This is a genomic window from Arthrobacter sp. UYEF21, from assembly GCF_040546085.1.
GTDB lineage: Bacteria > Actinomycetota > Actinomycetes > Actinomycetales > Micrococcaceae > Arthrobacter.
Genome location: NZ_JBEPNF010000012.1, coordinates 1 through 16,875 on the forward strand (window position 1 = coordinate 1; position 16,875 = coordinate 16,875).

General features: G+C 65.9%; 19 protein-coding genes and 1 pseudogene. 7 read left to right on the plus strand and 13 right to left on the minus strand.

The genetic code is table 11. From position 1 onward, the window contains the following. Positions 1–164: 164 nt before the first annotated feature. Entirely contained in the window at positions 165–1,904 is a 1,740-nt protein-coding gene (locus ABIB27_RS12875; RefSeq protein ID WP_354253976.1) for an L-lactate permease, read from the minus strand. 187 nt (positions 1,905–2,091) lie between these two features. Between ABIB27_RS12875 and ABIB27_RS12880 the strand changes: the two genes are divergently transcribed. Genes ABIB27_RS12880 through ABIB27_RS12890 form a run of 3 tightly spaced genes read left to right on the plus strand, consistent with a single transcriptional unit; the run spans position 2,092 to position 5,044 of the window. Then, positions 2,092–2,895, plus strand: a complete 804-nt coding sequence (locus tag ABIB27_RS12880; RefSeq protein WP_354216116.1) for a (Fe-S)-binding protein — start codon at positions 2,092–2,094, stop codon at positions 2,893–2,895. Continuing rightward, positions 2,892–4,415, plus strand: coding sequence for a LutB/LldF family L-lactate oxidation iron-sulfur protein (locus ABIB27_RS12885; protein ID WP_354253978.1), 1,524 nt, complete (start codon positions 2,892–2,894; stop codon positions 4,413–4,415). The genes ABIB27_RS12880 and ABIB27_RS12885 overlap by 4 nt, the downstream gene beginning before the upstream one ends. Further along, positions 4,412–5,044, plus strand: coding sequence for a LutC/YkgG family protein (locus ABIB27_RS12890; protein WP_354216118.1), 633 nt, complete (start codon positions 4,412–4,414; stop codon positions 5,042–5,044). Before ABIB27_RS12885 ends, ABIB27_RS12890 begins: the two co-directional genes overlap by 4 nt. 242 nt (positions 5,045–5,286) lie before the next feature. Here ABIB27_RS12890 and ABIB27_RS12895 read toward each other — a convergent pair. From ABIB27_RS12895 to ABIB27_RS12905, 3 genes and pseudogenes are all read right to left on the minus strand, one after another. Continuing rightward, a pseudogene (locus ABIB27_RS12895) lies at positions 5,287–6,201 on the minus strand (FAD-dependent oxidoreductase); the annotation flags it as partial. 43 nt (positions 6,202–6,244) lie between these two features. After that, positions 6,245–6,667, minus strand: coding sequence for an arsenate reductase ArsC (locus ABIB27_RS12900; RefSeq protein WP_354216119.1), 423 nt, complete (start codon positions 6,665–6,667; stop codon positions 6,245–6,247). 48 nt (positions 6,668–6,715) lie between these two features. Then, positions 6,716–7,390, minus strand: a complete 675-nt coding sequence (locus ABIB27_RS12905) for an arsenate reductase/protein-tyrosine-phosphatase family protein (RefSeq protein ID WP_354216120.1) — start codon at positions 7,388–7,390, stop codon at positions 6,716–6,718. Between the two features lie 45 nt (positions 7,391–7,435). On the opposite strand from ABIB27_RS12905, the gene ABIB27_RS12910 reads away from it, so the two are divergent. Beyond that, entirely contained in the window at positions 7,436–8,176 is a 741-nt protein-coding gene (locus ABIB27_RS12910) for an aquaporin (protein WP_354253980.1), read from the plus strand. 152 nt (positions 8,177–8,328) lie between these two features. Continuing rightward, on the plus strand, positions 8,329–9,669 hold the full coding sequence (gene nhaA, locus ABIB27_RS12915; protein WP_354216122.1) for a Na+/H+ antiporter NhaA: 1,341 nt from the start codon (positions 8,329–8,331) through the stop codon (positions 9,667–9,669). Positions 9,670–9,673: 4 nt separating this feature from the next. On the opposite strand, the gene ABIB27_RS12920 is transcribed toward nhaA, so the two are convergent. Continuing rightward, the gene (locus tag ABIB27_RS12920; RefSeq protein ID WP_354216123.1) at positions 9,674–10,012 is read right to left on the minus strand and encodes a cupin domain-containing protein; all 339 of its coding nucleotides are present in this window, start codon (positions 10,010–10,012) and stop codon (positions 9,674–9,676) included. A 95-nt stretch (positions 10,013–10,107) separates the two neighbouring features. Here ABIB27_RS12920 and ABIB27_RS12925 point away from each other — a divergent pair, with 95 nt between their 5' ends. After that, a complete protein-coding gene (locus ABIB27_RS12925; protein ID WP_354253982.1) occupies positions 10,108–10,635 on the plus strand; it encodes an alpha/beta fold hydrolase in 528 nt (175 codons plus the stop codon). 2 nt (positions 10,636–10,637) lie between these two features. Further along, positions 10,638–10,919 (plus strand): alpha/beta fold hydrolase, encoded by a 282-nt coding sequence (locus tag ABIB27_RS12930; RefSeq protein WP_354253984.1) that lies wholly within the window; start codon positions 10,638–10,640, stop codon positions 10,917–10,919. Between the two features lie 15 nt (positions 10,920–10,934). On the opposite strand, the gene ABIB27_RS12935 is transcribed toward ABIB27_RS12930, so the two are convergent. The 8 genes from ABIB27_RS12935 to ABIB27_RS12970 all read right to left on the minus strand — a co-directional run bounded on the left by ABIB27_RS12935 (position 10,935) and on the right by ABIB27_RS12970 (position 16,814). Continuing rightward, positions 10,935–11,255, minus strand: a complete 321-nt coding sequence (locus tag ABIB27_RS12935) for a GYD domain-containing protein (RefSeq protein ID WP_354216125.1) — start codon at positions 11,253–11,255, stop codon at positions 10,935–10,937. A 200-nt stretch (positions 11,256–11,455) separates the two neighbouring features. Next, on the minus strand, positions 11,456–12,667 hold the full coding sequence (gene fdhA / locus ABIB27_RS12940; RefSeq protein WP_354216126.1) for a formaldehyde dehydrogenase, glutathione-independent: 1,212 nt from the start codon (positions 12,665–12,667) through the stop codon (positions 11,456–11,458). Positions 12,668–12,899: 232 nt separating this feature from the next. Then, positions 12,900–13,319 carry a copper chaperone gene (locus tag ABIB27_RS12945; RefSeq protein ID WP_354253986.1) on the minus strand — a complete coding sequence of 140 codons (420 nt, stop codon included), beginning with the start codon at positions 13,317–13,319 and terminating at the stop codon, positions 12,900–12,902. 59 nt (positions 13,320–13,378) lie between these two features. After that, positions 13,379–13,891 carry a DUF1326 domain-containing protein gene (locus ABIB27_RS12950; protein ID WP_354254045.1) on the minus strand — a complete coding sequence of 171 codons (513 nt, stop codon included), beginning with the start codon at positions 13,889–13,891 and terminating at the stop codon, positions 13,379–13,381. Beyond that, positions 13,888–14,874 carry a 2-hydroxyacid dehydrogenase gene (locus ABIB27_RS12955; RefSeq protein ID WP_354253987.1) on the minus strand — a complete coding sequence of 329 codons (987 nt, stop codon included), beginning with the start codon at positions 14,872–14,874 and terminating at the stop codon, positions 13,888–13,890. Before ABIB27_RS12955 ends, ABIB27_RS12950 begins: the two co-directional genes overlap by 4 nt. Before the next feature lie 400 nt (positions 14,875–15,274). After that, positions 15,275–15,937 (minus strand): hypothetical protein, encoded by a 663-nt coding sequence (locus ABIB27_RS12960; RefSeq protein WP_354216129.1) that lies wholly within the window; start codon positions 15,935–15,937, stop codon positions 15,275–15,277. Positions 15,938–16,062: 125 nt separating this feature from the next. Further along, entirely contained in the window at positions 16,063–16,563 is a 501-nt protein-coding gene (locus ABIB27_RS12965) for a mycothiol transferase (RefSeq protein ID WP_354253989.1), read from the minus strand. 95 nt (positions 16,564–16,658) lie between these two features. Continuing rightward, the gene (locus tag ABIB27_RS12970; RefSeq protein WP_354253991.1) at positions 16,659–16,814 is read right to left on the minus strand and encodes a hypothetical protein; all 156 of its coding nucleotides are present in this window, start codon (positions 16,812–16,814) and stop codon (positions 16,659–16,661) included. Between the last annotated feature and the right edge of the window lie 61 nt (positions 16,815–16,875).

Here is a 16,875-nt window from a genome sequence, read left to right on the forward strand (position 1 = left end):
TTTTTGGCCCCCAGCCCAGGCCCTCTAAAAACACCTTCCGGCGCGCGTCGTGGGTACGCGGGGGGGGTGTGGCCCCTGCTCCGCAATATATCTTGGGGGGTTCCTTCGGGGGGGGGGGGGGGCGGGCCGCCGCCCCCCCCACGCCGTACTAACCTGGCGGGACGCTAGGGTAGCATCCAGCCGAGGATGGATGTGGACTGGAGGTAGGAGAGGGTGCAAAGCACCAGGAACAGCGCCACGCTCCACCCGACTACTTTACGCAGGATCACCGATTCCTTGCCTTCAAGGTTGACCGCAGACGCGGCGATGGCCAGGTTCTGCGGGCTGATCAGCTTACCGACGACGCCCCCGGACGTGTTTCCGGCCACGAGAAGGTTTGGATCGATTCCTGCTTTCAGGCCGGCGGTCTGCTGCAGCTTGGCGAACAGCGCGTTAGCGGAGGTGTCGGAACCGGTGACGGCGGTGCCGATCCAGCCCAGGACGGGTGAGAGGAACGCGAAGAAGGTGCCCGTGCCGGCTAGCCAGGTGCCGATGGAGACCGTCTGCCCGGAAAAGTTCATCACGTAGGCCAGGGCGAGGACGGTAAGGATGGTCAGTCCTGCCCACCGCATCCGGTAGATGGTGCGGCCGATCTCCTTCACCGCGTTACCTACTGTGAGCGGGTAGCTGCCGCTGTCGTTGTACTTCGAATACACGCAGGCGACGATCAGGCCCGTGATCAGCAGCAGGGTGCCGGGGGTGGAGAGCCACTGGAAGGAGTAGACGGTGGAGGAGACAGGCTTGCCTTCGGCGTTGACCAGGGCGTCGCGCAGGATTGGCCAGGGGATCTTGACGTCAGTCGAGGCAAGGAACGCAGGGACATCCACGCCCAGTTTCCACAGCTTGGCAATACCGAACACGACGATCACCAGGAAGTACGGGAACAGGGCGAGCCAGGTGCGGGTCCGGGTCAGACGGTCCGATGCGGTATCGGTGATGGTGACCGTGGTTGCCCCGTGTGAGCCGCCGCCTGCGGTGGCGGCTGCCGCCTTCGCAGCCGACTCGGAGGCGACGCCGAGACGTTCCCGTGCAGCGACGCTGCCCTTGGGCGTCCAGACGTGGAAGAACAGCACTGCTGCGCCGAGGCCGACGAGGGAGGCGACGATGTCGGTGAGCTCGTAGGAGAAGTAGTTCGAGCAGAGGTGCTGTGCGATGGCGAAGGAGAAGCCGATAACGAGCGCGGCGGGCCAGCAGTCTTTCAGGCCTTTGCGGCCGTCGAGGATGAAGAGCAGGATCAGCGGCACGATGGTGGCCAGTAGCGGCGCCTGGCGGCCGACAACAGAAGCAATGTCAGTGGCGTGCAGTCCGGTGAGCCCTGCCGCGGTCGTGATCGGGATGGCCATGGCGCCGAAGGCGACCGGGGCGGTGTTGGCTACCAGCGCGGCCCCCGCGGCGCGCAGCGGCGGCAGGCCGAGTGCGAGCAGCATGGTGGCGGTGATCGCGACGGGTGCGCCGAACCCAGCCAAGGCCTCAAGCAGGCCACCGAAGCAGAAGGCGACGAGGACCGCCTGCAGGCGGATGTCGCCTTTGCCGATCACGTCAAAGACGCGGCGGAGATCTTCGAACCGGCCGCTGAGGACCGTGACCTGATACAGCCACACGGCCATGATGACAATCCACAGCACCGGGAAGGCACCGAAAACCCCGCCCTGGGTTGCGGACAGGAGTGCAAGGCCGGCAGGCATCTGGAAGGCGAGGATTCCGACCAAGAGGGCTACCAGGAGTGCGAAGGCGCCGGCGACATGCGCTCTGGTCTTGACCACGGCGAGGAGGATAAAGAAGGTCAGCAGCGGCAGCAGGGCGACGATGGCCGACCAGGCGACGCTGTTGAGCACCGGGTCGGTGCTGGGGGTGAAGTGTTCCACGGAGTTCCTCCACGGTGAGGGGTGACAGGGAAGTTGTGGTGGGACCTCTGTGGTCGGACCACCAGAGTGTAGCGCAATTTTTCCGGACGTGTGAGCCCCTTCACTTTCGTCCAATGGGTTGTCAGTGGCGGGCGTCACGTGATTTACTATGGTCAGACCACAAACCCCTGAGCCCCGAAAGGCTGCCATGCGAATCGCTTTGTTCGCTACGTGCATCGTGGATGCGATGTACCCCGCCACAGCGCGGGCTACCGTGAAGATCTTGGAGCGGTTGGGACACGAAGTCGCGTTCCCGTCCGGTCAGGCCTGCTGCGGGCAGATGCATGTCAACAGCGGCTACCTCAAGGAAGCCCTTCCCGTTATCGCCAACCACGTCGCCGCTTTTGATACGGAGGACTACGACGTCGCTGTCGCGCCGTCCGGGTCTTGCGTGGCGTCGGTGAAGCACCAGCACCCGATGGTCGCCCGCGCCTGCGGGGACGCGGATCTGGAGGCCCGCGCGACCGCCGTCGGCGCCAAAATCTATGAACTTTCCGAACTGCTCGTGGACGTTCTCAGGGTTACCGACGCCGGCGCCCAGCTCGGCTCCTACTTCCCGCACCGGGTGACCTACCACCCCAGTTGCCACGGCATGCGCCTGCTCAGGCTCGGTGACCGGCAGTCCCGGCTGCTGCGCAGCGTCCAGGGAATTGACATGGCGGAACTGCCGGAAGCGGACCAGTGCTGCGGTTTCGGCGGGACATTCTCGATGAAGAACGCCGATGTCTCGTCCGCCATGCTTGAGGACAAGACAGCCAACATCACGGCAACCGGTGCGAGCCTGTGCGCTGGCGGAGACGCCTCCTGCCTCATGCACATCGGCGGCGGCCTCTCCCGCCAGGGCAGCGACGTCACCACCCTGCACCTGGCGGAAATCCTCGCAAGCACTATGGAAGAACCCGCGTCTGTCACCGGCGAAGTTCTCGTTTCCACCGGAAAGCCAACACGATGAGCACCTTCCTTGGCATGCCATCACTTCCCGTCTATGGCACGGGCAACCTGCACGCCTCCGAGCCATTCCCGAAGGCCGCGCACCGGGAGCTCGGCAACGCCCAACTCCGGGCCAACCTCGGCCATGCCACGCACACCATCCGCGACAAGCGGATCCAGGTGGTCTCGGAACTGCCGGACTGGGAGCAGCTGCGCGACGCCGGGGCCGCCATCAAAGAATCCGTGATGGCCCGGCTGCCCGAACTCCTCGAACAGTTCGAAGCGAATTTCACAGCCCGCGGCGGGGTTATCCACTGGGCCCGCGATGCGGACGAGGCAAACGCCATCGTCGCGGACCTGATCCGGGAAACCGGGGAAACCGAAGCGGTCAAGATCAAGTCCATGGCCACTCAGGAAATCGGGCTCAACGAATACCTCGAAGAGCAGGGCATCGCGGCGTTCGAGACCGACCTGGCCGAGCTGATCGTCCAGCTGGACCACGACAAGCCCAGCCACATCCTCGTCCCCGCCATCCACAAGAACCGCACCCAGGTCAGGGACATCTTCCTGCGCGAAATGGAAGGCGTGGACCCGGACCTGACCAACGAACCGGCACGCCTCGCCGGCGCCGCCCGGGCCCACCTGCGCCGGAAATTCCTCACCGCCAAGGTCGCCGTCTCCGGCGCCAACTTCGCCATCGCCGACTCCGGTACCCTCGCCGTCGTCGAATCCGAAGGTAACGGCCGCATGTGCCTGACCCTGCCCGAGACACTGATCACCGTAATGGGCGTCGAGAAGCTCCTGCCCACCTGGCAGGACCTCGAAGTGTTCATGCAGTTGCTGCCCCGATCCTCCACCGGGGAAAGGATGAACCCTTACACCTCGCTCTGGACCGGCGTCACCGAAGGCGACGGACCCCAGAACGTTCACCTGGTGCTGCTGGACAACGGGCGCAGTGCCGCCCTGGCCGATGAAATGGGACGCTCCGCCCTTCACTGCATCCGGTGCAGCGCCTGCATGAACGTCTGCCCCGTTTATGAGCGCACCGGCGGCCACGCCTACGGCTCCACCTATCCCGGGCCGATCGGGGCGATCCTGTCCCCGCTGATGACAGGCATCCAGGCTGCGGAGAACAACTCTTTGCCCTACGCCTCCTCACTGTGCGGGGCCTGCTACGACGCGTGCCCAGTCAAGATCAACATCCCGGACATCCTGGTGCACCTGCGCAGCGTCGACGTGGACAGCAAACGCGGAAAGAAAAAGCTCCCCAGCCAAATGGACGTCGGCATGAACGCCGCCTCCTGGGCGCTGTCCTCTGGCAAACGCCTCGGCCTGCTCGAAAAAGGACTGCCGCTGGGCCGCCTGGCCGCCGGCCCCGACAAGAAAATCACCAAACTGCCCGGCATCGCCGCCGGCTGGACCCAAAGCCGCGACATCCCGGCGCCGCCCACGCAGTCCTTCCGCGACTGGTGGAAAAAGGACCACCGGGCCCCGGACACCGACGCAGCACCCGCAGCCCACAACCAGGAAGACCAGCCATGAGCGCCCGCGAAGAGATCCTTGAGCGGATCCGCACCGCCCTGAAAGACAACCCCCAGGCCCCGGTGATTCCCCGCGAATACAGGGCCGCATCCCAGCTGGACGAAGCTGAACTGATCGAGCTGCTGGTGGACCGCCTGATCGACTACAAAGCACAGGTCTCCATCGTGGACGCTCAAAACGTGCCGGCACGGATCGCGGAACTCCTCGCAGGGGCCGGCAGTTACGTCGTACCCGCAGGGCTGGACGCCGGCTGGCTCATCGGATTTGAACTCGAACATGACAGCCGGCGCCGCCTGGATTCAGCCACTGGCCCGCTGAGCGTTGCCGAGCTCGACGGTATCGACGCCGTCGTGACAGGCAGCGCCGTCGCGGTCGCAGAGACGGGGACCATCATCTTGGACGCCAGCCCCAACCAGGGCCGCCGTGCGATTACCCTCGTCCCGGACCATCACATCTGCGTCGTGAAAGCCGCCGACATCGCCGGAATCCTGCCCGAGGCGCTGCGCCGGATCGACGGCACCAGCCCGCTGACCATGATCAGCGGTCCCAGTGCCACCAGCGACATAGAACTCGAACGCGTTGAGGGAGTCCACGGCCCCCGCAAACTCGACGTCATCATCGCCCGCTGATCCGTGGTGGATTCCACGGACTCCGGGTCCAGGCCGGTCCAGGGTTTTGTGCCGGAATAGTAGACGGTGACGGACTCCCCGGCAAGTTCCCGCATGAGACCGGCGGCCAGTTGGAACTTGCCGCCGTTCTTGCTGCAGACGAACAGGACACCAGGGATCTTGCTGTTTCCGTTCATGCGCAGGTGCCCTCTTTCTGTTCAGATACCGGCAGTGAGTCAACCCGTTTCGTGATGCGTTCGTGGATCTGGGCGGAACCCGATACAGGGGACCACGACGTCGGCGTCCAGAGTTCGTCCGTCGGCGGCTTTAGCGCTCACTTGACTGTCCAGCGTCTTGAGCGAGGAGATGCCGAAGCCGGTGTGCAATTCGACGGTCCCGGCCTCCACGAGGCGGCGGAGCCGGGATCCGAGCTGGCCGCGGGCAGGCAGGCCGTCGAGGTCGCCGCCCCCAAAGACCTTGTCGGCGGAAGGCCCGCGCACGGCCCAGCGAATGGTGGTTCCGGGCGGTTGATCAGGGTGTTCGCTGCCGAATGCCCGGCTCCGACCACCAGGACGCGGCGGCCCGCGAAGGACGCCCGGTCACGTCCTCTGACGTCCGGCAGGGGCGATGAGATCCGGCCGGCGGCGGCGTCCTCACCGATGGCGGGCAGGCCTGACGTGCCCAGCGGGTTTGCGCGTGGACCAGGTGCCGGACGCGTCCACGACGGCGGCAGCTGTGTGGTCGCGGACCTCACCGCCGTTGTGCTCAACGCGGACGGTGAACGGCGTGTTCTCGCGGTTGCGCGTATGGGTCTTGTCCATGCCGGCGCGGGTCACCGCCAGGACCCGGGCACCGGAATGCAGCCGGGTCCTGATCGCCGGAAGTGCGGCCAGGGGTGCCAGGTAGTTGTCAATGAGTTCCCCGCCGTAGGGCAGTGCCGTCAGGCGCGGCGTCTCCCAGCCGGCAGCCTCCAGCAAACGCGCGGCGGCGGCGTCGTGGTTTAACCGCCACGGTGAGAACAGCCTGATGTGGCGCCACTGCTCAATGGCGGATCCTGCCGTCGGGCCTGCCTCAAAGATCAGCGGCTCGAGGCCGCGTTCGAGCAGGTGCGCCGCGGCGGCCAGTCCGACGGGCCCGGCGCCGACGACTGCGACGGGAAGGTTCCTCGCTGAATCCATGCTGTCCTCTGTTTCATCCATTGGTGCGGCGGTTCGCGTTGGCTTACCTGGCGGCATGAATCAGGGAATCGATCAGACCCTCGATACGGGTCCTGATCTCGTTGCGGATGGGGCGCACTGCGTCCACGCCATGGCCGGCCGGGTCCTCCAGGACCCAGTCCTCGTAGCGTTTGCCGGGGAAATACGGGCACTCGTCGCCGCAGCCCATGGTGATGACGACGTCGGACTCTTTGACTGCCTCGGTGGTGAGGACTTTGGGGATCGCGGCGGACATGTCGATTCCGAGCTCTGCCATGGCCTCGACGGCGGCTGGGTTGACCTTGTCGGCGGGCTGGGAACCGGCGGAGCGGACCTCGATTTCGCCCTGCCCCAGCGTGGTGAGGAAGGCGGCGGCCATCTGGGAGCGTCCAGCGTTGTGGACGCAGACGAACAGGACGGAAGGCTTCTTGGCGGTATCGGTGCTCACGGGTTTTTCCTGGAATCAGTCGGGTGCAGGATCGGTCTTAGCGCGGAATCACGCTGCGCGCATACGGGGGGCAAGGTCACCGATGCGGGCGGCAATGTCGGTAAAGGCGCCCTCAAAGGCTTCCTCCGTATTCAGCCGCAGCGGATCCGGGACGGACCAGTGGATGCCTTTGAGTCCGGGAAGTTCCTCGTGGGCGTTATCGCAGACGGTGACCACAAAGTCCTCAGCGTGCGCCGCCGGGTCCAGCAGGAGCGGGCGGAGTTCAGCGAGGTTGACGCCGTGGCGGCGGGCGACGTCGATCGCCCCCTGGGCGATGCGCTCCGCAGGATGGGTCCCCGCCGATGTCGAGGGGATGCCGCTGGCCTGCATCCAGAGGGCGGCCGCCAGTTGCGACCGCGCACTGTTGCGGGTGCAGACGAACAGCACGCGGCGCGCCGCGTGCTCACGCCCGGGGGCCAGCCCTTCCAGCGCACCGCCGGCGAGCCGGACATAGCTGCGCCGCTTATCGGCCTCGGACCGGTGGCGGATCGCCAACCCCGCCCCTTCCAGCGTCCGCAGATGGTGGGACAGCAGATTCGAGGACATCCCCAGCTCCGCCTGGAGCTCCGTGGGGGAAAGGTCTCCCACGGTCAGCAGGTCCACAATGCGGAGGCGCGCTGGATCCGCCAGGGCTGCATGTTTTGCGACCCGCGCCTGAAAGCGGTCAACTGGCTCAGTTTTCATTGGTTCAATTTTGACTGAGTTAATTTCTTGGGTCAAGCTGGTGCCATGACTTCCCACCACCCGCCGTTGTGGCGCCGCGCCCTCGCCGAACTGCTCGGCACCGGCTTGCTCGTGTCCATCGTCGTCGGCTCCGGAATCGCGGCGGAGCGGCTCTCCCCCGGCGACGTCGGCCTGCAGCTGCTGCAGAACAGCACCGCAACGGTCCTGGGCCTGACCGTGCTGATCCTCGTATTCGGCCCCGTCAGCGGCGCGCACCTCAACCCCGCGGTCTCCCTTGTGGACTGGGTCCTGGGCCGGCACAGCGGGACCGGGCTGACCCTTCCGCAACTGGGCACCTACGTGGTGGCGCAGACCGTGGGTGCGATCAGCGGCAGCCTGCTCGCGAACGCCATGTTTGACGTGGGAACCTCCATCTCGACCAAAGACCGGGCATCCTCGGGGCACCTGCTGGGCGAGGTGGTGGCTACCGCAGGGCTCGTCCTGCTGATATTCGCCCTGGCCGCCACCAAACGGGGCGCCCTCGCCGCACCGGCAGCCGGTGCCTACATCGGAGCCGCATATTGGTTCACTTCGTCGTCGTCGTTCGCAAACCCGGCCGTGACCGTGGGCCGCGCCTTCAGCGACACGGCGGCGGGCATCGCACCCGCTTCGGTTCCCGGGTTCGTCGCAGCGCAGCTGATCGGTGCGGCTGTGGCCCTGGGCCTGCTCCTGGTGCTGTTCCCCTCCGCAGCGCGCACTGCGGACGACGCCGTTCTTCCGCATTCCCTGGAAAGGACCGGCGCCTAAGCTCGTCCCCGGCGTCCGGGACGGCGGCGCCGGAATCCTCACCACTCTGTAACCTCTCATGGCGTCCGGGTGAGGCGGGTAGACTCGTCGGAGGTGAGCCGGGAAGTCTGGTCGGCACGTTATTTGTCGACTCATTGTTTAGGACACCTTTTATGAACAAGAACCCATCCGTTCCGCCGCGCAAATCAGTCCTGGGACGGGGAAGCTATGGCGAAACGCTCCGCATCGGCGAGATCCTGCGGAAGGAAACCGTTGGCGGCATATTGCTGGTGGCCGCGGCCGTCATGGCCCTGATCTGGGCAAATTCCCCGCTTTCCCCCAGCTACTTCGCGTTGCGCGACCTTCGCATCGGCTACGAACCGTGGCACCTGGAACTCAGCCTGGGAGCCTGGGCTGCCGACGGACTGCTGGCGATCTTCTTCTTCCTCGTGGGGCTGGAACTTAAACGTGAGTTCGTAGCCGGAGATCTTCGGCAATTCAGCAAATCCGTGGTGCCCATCGCCGCGGCAGCCGGGGGCGTGGCAGTCCCGGCAGCCATTTATGCGCTCATCAATCTTGCCAGCCCAGAGACCCTGCGGGGCTGGGCCATCCCGACGGCAACCGATATCGCTTTTGCCGTGGCCGTGCTGGCGATCATCGGCTCGCACCTGCCCAGCGCGCTCCGGATCTTCCTGCTGACATTGGCTGTGGTGGATGACCTCCTGGCCATCGGCATCATCGCAGTGTTCTATTCCGGCGACCTGCACGCCGAATTCCTGCTCCTGGCCCTGATTCCGCTCGCTGCGTACACTTTCCTGGCCCAGAAGTACCGCCGCTTCTTCGGCACGAAGGTGGCGGCTGCCTGGGTGATCCTCCTTCCCCTGGGGGTGATCACCTGGGCCCTGGTGCACGCCTCCGGTATCCATGCCACGGTGGCCGGAGTGCTGCTGGGGTTCGCCATCCCGGTGATCAGGTCCAAGGCAAGCGGCGGACCCTCGGCTGGTCCCGGGCTCTCAGAGATTTTCGAACACCGGTTCCGGCCCATTTCCGCCGGCATTGCAGTCCCGGTGTTTGCTTTCTTCTCCGCCGGCGTGGCGGTAGGCGGCTGGGACGGTCTCATCTCGGCCGTGACGGACCCTGTGGCCATCGGTGTGGTTGTGGCGCTGGTGCTCGGTAAACCGGCCGGAATCCTCGGCACCACCTGGCTCCTCACCAAGGCCACCAGAGCATCCCTGGACCGGACATTGAAGTGGCTTGATGTGTTCGGGGTGTCGCTGTTGGCCGGCATCGGCTTCACCGTTTCGCTCCTCGTGGCGGAGCTGAGCTTCGGCCAGGGCAGCGCCCACGAAGACCATGCCAAGGTGGGGATCCTCACCGCGTCGATGCTCGCCGCACTCCTAGCCGCAGCGGTGCTGGGCACCCGCAACCGCCAGTACCGGGCCTTGGAAGCGGAAGAGGCTATCGACACTGACCGGGACGGCATCCCTGACGTTTACCAGCAGACTGGGCGCTAACCCGTCAGAGCCGATCGGTCTTCACCACCGTGAACAGCACCGCCGAGTCCTCCTCCGCCTCGAGGCTGTGCAGCCCGTCGGGAACGATCAGGAGGTCCCCCGTTCTCCCCTGCCACGATTCGCCGCCAGCTTTGAGCCAGACCGAGCCCTTGAGGACATAGAGAGTGGCCTCGCCGGGGTTCTGGTGTTCGCTGAGCTGCGTTCCGGCGCGGAAGGCCATCACGGTCTGCCGCAGTTTCTTTTCGTGTCCGCCGAAGGCTGTGTCCGCGGCCCGCCCGCTGGGCGCCGCCACCGCGGCCGCGATCTGTTGACGGGCCAAGGCATCGATCGATATCTTCTGCATGAGCCAACCGTACCCACGAATCGTCTGCTTAAGCAGAGCCCCGCAGGTCCCGTTTCCAGTAATGGCCGCGAGCGCCGGCGTCGTACGCTGAACCTATGGACTCCGTGGTCCGGGACCTCACGCTCCGCACCGGCATCACCGTGCCGTGCCTCGTCCAGGGCGGCGCCGGATCTCCGCCGGTATTACTGCTGCATGCGTGGGGCGAATCCCGCGGGAGTTTTGACCGCCTTATACCGCAACTGAACGGCTTCACCGTCTACGTCCCCGACCTCCGCGGGCAGGGCGACGCCGCGAAACCCGTGGACGGTTACTCCCTAGCAGAGCAGGCCGACGACGCCGTTGCGATCCTCGACGCTCTCAGCCTGCCGCGCGCTTTGGTGCTTGGCTCCTCCAGCGGCGGTTACGTCGCCCAACAGGTGGCCATCACCTGCCCCGAGCGTGTGGCAGCCCTCGCGCTGGTGGGCAGTCCCTTGAGCCTTCACGGGCGGACCCCCGTTGCCGACGACGTGGACCGCCTGACGGACCCAATCGACGAAGACTGGGTGCGGGATTCCTTGTCCTGGTTCCCCAGCTGCGCTCGGTTCCGGACTGGTTCATCGAGGACAGGGTGCGCGACGGACTGAGGATGCCTGCCCACGCGTGGAAGGGCATCCTCAATGGCCTGAGCGCCGCCACGCCGCCCACGGAAGCCGGGACCATCCAGGCGCCGACGCTCATCTTGTGGGGCGCCGCGGACAACCTGCTGCCCCGCGCGGACCAGGAAACTCTGGCAGCCCGGATACCGGGGGCGGTGTTGAAGGTTTACCCCGATGTGGGGCACATGATTCTGTGGGAATACCCGGACCGGGTGGCGGCGGACGCGGCGGCTTTCTTTGGCAGGCCCGCACCCGCCCCGGCAAGGGCTTAGCGCAGCCCCTGGCCCCTACTGCCCGGGAGCCCGGTACGAAGGCGTCATCTTGGCAGCTTCGTCAATATCTTCCACCGTCATGAGCGGCTTCAGACGCACATCCACGTTGCCCGTCGAATTGATCATCAGTGACAGAGCCGCGGCACCTGGCACGTCCGGCACGTCGAAAACGCCAATGACGTCGGTGTCCCCGAAGGCGTAGTAGAAACACTCGAGCGAACCTCCCACGGATTTGAGGGCATCCACCAGCGCGTCACGCCGCTTGGTGCCGCCTTCGCGCATGAGTCCCGTGATTCCTTCGCCCACGTAATTGGCTTCAAAAAGATACTTGGTCATGGTCTTTTTCCTGTCCCGTGATGCCCAGGACGCGGGCATCCCAGCGTGTGCCTGGTACCCCGTGAGGGAGGGTCCTGGAACCGGTCCCCGAATGGGCCCGTGGGCACAGCGTAGGCCCCATCACCGGCGCTGACAACAGCCGCCCGAAAGTCCCGGCACCTGCCGGGCCGGGTGCCTGGCGCACCCCGCCCGGCAGCGGCTTAGCTGAGGTATCCGTTCGGGTTGAGGACGTACTTGGTGGCCGCCCCGGCGTCGAACTCGGCGTAACCCTTGGGCGCATCCTCCAGTGTGATCGCCTTCGCATTCACGTTCTTGGCGATGCTTACCCTGTCATGCAGGATGGCCATCATCAGTTGCCGGTTGTACTTCATCACCGGACACTGACCGGTGGTGAAACTCAGCGACTTGGCCCACCCGGTGCCCAGGCTCAGGCTCAGCGAACCCTTCTGGGCAGCCTCGTCCACGCCGCCCGGATCGCCCGTAACGTACAACCCGGGAATGCCCAGGGCACCGCCCGCCGCGGTGATTTCCATCAGCGAGTTCAGCACCGTAGCCGGGGCCTCCTTGGCGTCGTGGCCGTGGCCGCGCGCTTCAAATCCCACCGCGTCCACGCCGCAGTCCACCTCCGGCACGCCCAGGATCTGCTCGATCTGTTCCGCGGGTCCACCCTTGCTCAGGTCAATCGTTTCGCAGCCGAAACTACGCGCCTGCTTCAGCCGGTCCTCGTTCATGTCCCCCACAATCACGACGGCGGCACCCAGCAAATGGGCGCTGGTGGCCGCTGCGAGGCCAACAGGTCCGGCACCGGCCACGTACACGGTGGAGCCGACGCCCACCCCGGCCGTCACCGCCCCGTGGAAGCCGGTGGGGAAAATGTCCGAGAGCATGGTCAGGTCCATGATCTTCTCCAGGGCCTGGTCCTTGTCCGGGAACTTCAGCAGGTTCCAGTCCGCGTACGGTACCAGCACGTAGTTTGCCTGGCCGCCCACCCAGCCGCCCATGTCCACGTAGCCGTAGGCGCTGCCGGGCCGGTCCGGATTCACGTTCAGGCAAATGCCGGTCTTGCGTTCCTTGCAGTTCCGGCAGCGGCCGCAGGCGATGTTGAAGGGGACCGAACAAATATCGCCCACTTTGATGAACTCGACGCCGGGTCCCACCTCCACCACCTCGCCGGTGATCTCGTGCCCCAGCACCAGGTTCGGGGGCGCCGTGGTGCGGCCGCGGACCATGTGCTGGTCCGAACCGCAGATGTTGGTGGCCACGGTTTTCAGGATGACCCCGTGCGGCACAGAGCGCCCCACATTGGCGGGGTTCACCCCCGGACCGTCCTTCAGTTCGAAGCTTGGATAGTCGATGTCGATCAGTTCGACCTTGCCCGGTTCCTTGTAGGCAACGGCTTTGTTCCCTGTCATCAGTGCTCTCCTCTTCTCAGCACGGCACAACCCGGTAGGGCCGCCGCGAATCGTGAAGTATTGCGATGGACCCCAAGGTCAGGGACTTGTGCCACGGGCTGAACCATTGCGTGGCTTCCTGGCGTCTGGGGTCTGGCCAGTCTAGGCATGCCAATCGCGAGAGGTCCATAGCCCGCACTCCCTTTCCGCCGCAATTATCAAGACGATGGTTTTCCGCGGCAGGGTCCGGCTGCTACATTCCCATCCCGTTTATCGCCGCCGGTGTGACTGCCATGCCGAGCGCGATAACGGCCAGTGCTACCGAGACGGAGCGGTTGGCCAGCCGTTTCCACGGCAGCATCTTTTCCGCTGCTATGAAGGCCCAGTGAGCCATCGAGCCGAGGCTCATGACGCCCAGCGCAAACAGCGCCGCCATGAGGGCCCCGCAGCATGCCACGCACCAGGCACCGTGCTCAGCGATCATGCGAAGCGCACCGCCGTACCCGGGCCGCATGCGGTGCAGGATGAAGTCCGTGATGGTGAAGAGTCCGAGCGCCCCCGGATCCGTCCAGACGCCCATGTCCATCCCGTTGAGCTGCGTGGACGTGAAGATCCAGCAGGCCGCTGCGAGAGCGAGCAGGACCGCTATCAGACCGGCCTCCCGCGGCTCCACCCGGGAGGCCTGAACCCCGGTCTGCGCGGTCCCTCTCCCGAACAGCTTCCGATGTTCCATTAGGCCCGCCGAGCTGGCCCCGGCCTTCGGGGCGCCCTCGGCCATTTCACTGGCGAATGTGAAGTCCGACGTTTCGCCGTTGACGCCGTCGAACTCGATGCCGAACTGTCCAGCCCCGGGCCCTCACCGATCCGGAACTCGGGGGCAAAACCATACATCGCGTTCTTCACCGTGGTCACGCCGCCGTCTGGCCCTGGCAGGAGCTCAAACGTGAACTGCGCATGGCCGGCCACCGAGCCGGAAGGCCTGTCGCCGTCAGTAAACGTGACACTCGCGCGCTCCAGTCCCAGCCATTCGCCGTACAGCCCGGCAAGGTCGCCGAACGGGCCACCGGCCTGCCCGCGAAGGATCGTTGCCGCGTCGTCGACGACGGCCCCCACCTTCCAGCCGACCGCGGTCAGATGCGTAGGGAACCAGTTAAGGAACGCGAAATCGACGCCGGACAGGTCCGTGTCATCGAGGCTTGCCTTCGCGACGTGGAAGACATTCAGGCCGCGGCACTCGCCGTCTATTCCTGTGCCGTCGGGGTGTCAATATGCCCGGATTCCCGAGGGCTGGCCGCCCCGCCCAGCACCACGTTCACCGGTTCCTCCCCGGCCTGGAGCAGCCCGATCTGCTTCCGGACCAGCCGCGCCATCCGCGGCAGCATGGCCGTGCTCGCGCCGCCCACGTGGGGAGTGATCAGGACGCCCGGCACGGTCCACAGGGGATGGTCCTGCGGCAGCGGCTCCGGGTCGGTCACGTCAAGGGCCGCCCGGAGCCTGCCGGTTGACGTCTCACGCAGCAAGGCATCCGTATCGGCCACAGGCCCGCGCGCCACGTTCACCAGCAGCGCGCCGTCGGGCATTGCCGCCAGAAATCTGCCGTCCACAAGGTGCCGGGTCTGCTCGCCGAGGGGCACACTGACTACCACGACGTCGTGCAGCGGCAACTGCTCGTAAAGGGAGTCAATCCCGTAAATCCTGCCGCGCTCATCCTCTCGCCCGCGGCTGGCCAGCCGGGTCACCTCGGTCTCAAACGGCAGCAGCCGGGCCTCAATCGCCTTTCCCACTCCCCCGTACCCCACCAGAAGAACCCTCCGGTCGGCCAAACTGGGCCGCATCCCGTTGTCCCAGGTGCCCGTCGCCGCATTCCGGGCAAAGTGCGCGATACCCCGCTGGCTGGCGATCATCATGCCCAACGCGAGTTCCGCCGTGGACGTTTCATGGACTCCCGCCGCGTTGGCAAAACGGCACCCCGCGGGCAGAACTGCCGCGACGCCGTCGTACCCGATCGACTGGCTCTGCACCAACCCCACGTCAACGCCGGCGAGCGCCGTAAGCCCGTCCGGCTTGCCCATGTAGGGCGGCACCAGAAGATCGAACCGGTCCGCCGGAGCCGCGCCCGTCAGGTCCCAGAGGAAGAGTTCGACGCCGGCGGGCGGCTCCACCGCGTCCGCCAGTGCCTGGCTGGGCAGGCTTACCCGTAGTTTCCGTGCTGCGGCCATATCAGACATGCAGGTTCCCTCTCTCGACTCTCCTGACAGTTAATCAGGCGCGCCGGACCGTGCGTAATTGCGGCACCCACCCTGCCGTTTCTCACAGAGGGTAGCCCCGTTCGCTGACTCTCCCACGGCGCCAGGGATGTACTTAAATTGGCGCCCGTGCGAGCAGAAACCCAACCGCCAAAGGGCCCCTGCTTCGGTGCGGCGCCCCGACTATGTGGACGTCGAAATGGGACAGGCACGCGAAGTGATGGACCGGGTAACAACGGCCATGAACGGGAAGGGCAGAGAGATGATGGCGGGGTGCTACGCCTATGAGTCCGCGGAAAGTATGAGACCGGCAACGTGGCCATCGATGAAGTGGCTGGCGGGCAACGGCTAGCACTGCCCGCCAGCCGCCGGCCTGGCAGTGCTAGCCGTGCGTAACCGCAGCGCCCAGAAGTCCGAAAAGGGTTCCGGCCGCCACCGCAACGGCCGCGCGCTTCCCCGTGGGATACAGCCAGCGCACGCCGAACAACGCCACCGCAAGGATGAAACCGTTGACCACGCTCAAGGTGATTGCCAGCCATTCGGATCCGGTGGCCACCCCGAAGCCGCCGCCGCTGCAACCGCTGATCCCGCACCAGGCAAAACTCGCCACGAGCCACTGCGGGAGGCCCAGCACTATCGCCAAGGGTACCGTCCAGAGGAGGTTCCGCACGTCCGGGGTAACCCCGCGCAGTTGTACTCCGGTGTGACGCTTCCGTGCGCCGAGCACTACCGACCGAAAGGCCGCGGCGTTCACCACCGACAGGAGGAGGAACCCCAGAAAGTAGAGGGCCACCGTCGGGCTCAACCCGCCAAGGCTGAACTCACCCGGCGACGGTGGCCTCGCTGAACTAAACGTGCCCAGGACGAAATACGCAGCCGAAACGGGCAGAGTCAGCACCACCAGGGCCAGCCTCAGCCCGTCCCTGAAGCCCGCGTCCGGACCCACCTCCAGCGCCCCGGTCAGGAGCACTGCCAGGACAACGGCAGCGGTGACAGACAGATAAACAACGACGGCGGTCCTCGCCCACCGCGGCAAGGACCTCATGGTGCGCCGCTGTTCTCGAAGCTGACCGGTAGCAGGATGGCAGGGCCCTCACCTTGGACGGCACCGGCGATGGTTGAGCCGTCATGGAGAACGGCCTGCGCAGTCTCAGCCATGGGCATTGCCTCCTAAGACTTCAGTCCTGTGGCATAGGCGGCCTGCCCCACGTGCTGGAGGCAGTCGGCGATGGTGCTGACCAGCCGCACGCCGAGGGTGACGGGCGGGTCCCACCGCTTGTCAACCACCCGGTCCAAATCCTCGTCGCTGAGGGTGCTGATGAACCCCACGGTCTGCCGGTGGACGGCCTCGTAATACGCAAGCAACAGCTCCGCCGGCACCCGCACCGAGCCGACTTGTTCGGTCGAATTGCCATAGCCGGTATCGCGGCCGCGCAGCGGCAGGTCAAAACGGGCCACAAAGTCCTGCGAAATCCAGACCTGCTCCAGGCCAGCGGCAGAAGATACCTGGGCGTCCTCCACCCTGCCCAGATGCCAGATCAGCCACGCAACCGAATTTCCGGTGCCAGCTGGCCGGCGGACGAGGGCCCCGTCGTCGAGCCCTTCAAGCGTGGCCTCCACTCTGTCCCGGATCCGGCCGAAGGCGTCCAGCAGCAGTCCGTTGGAATTCATGAAGTCCCCCTTTTGTGCCAAGTTCCATTGAGCCCATGCTTGCACGCGCGCCCGCCCTGCGGATAGCGGCTGTTCGCCCTGGCCGCGGAACTGGGCTATGACGATTCGGCCGGACGCCTGATGACGGCGATCTCGGCCGTGGCCAGCGAACGGTCGGGCAAGATCCTGCCCGTCAACGTCACCGGCGCCATCGGTGCCTTGTCCGGGACGATGGGTATTCCCTGGAAGGTGGCGCGCGGCCTGGGCGTCATGGCCCGCGCTGCTGGTTTGGTGGGCCACCTGCTGGAAAAGTCCGATCGCAGGCACCATCTG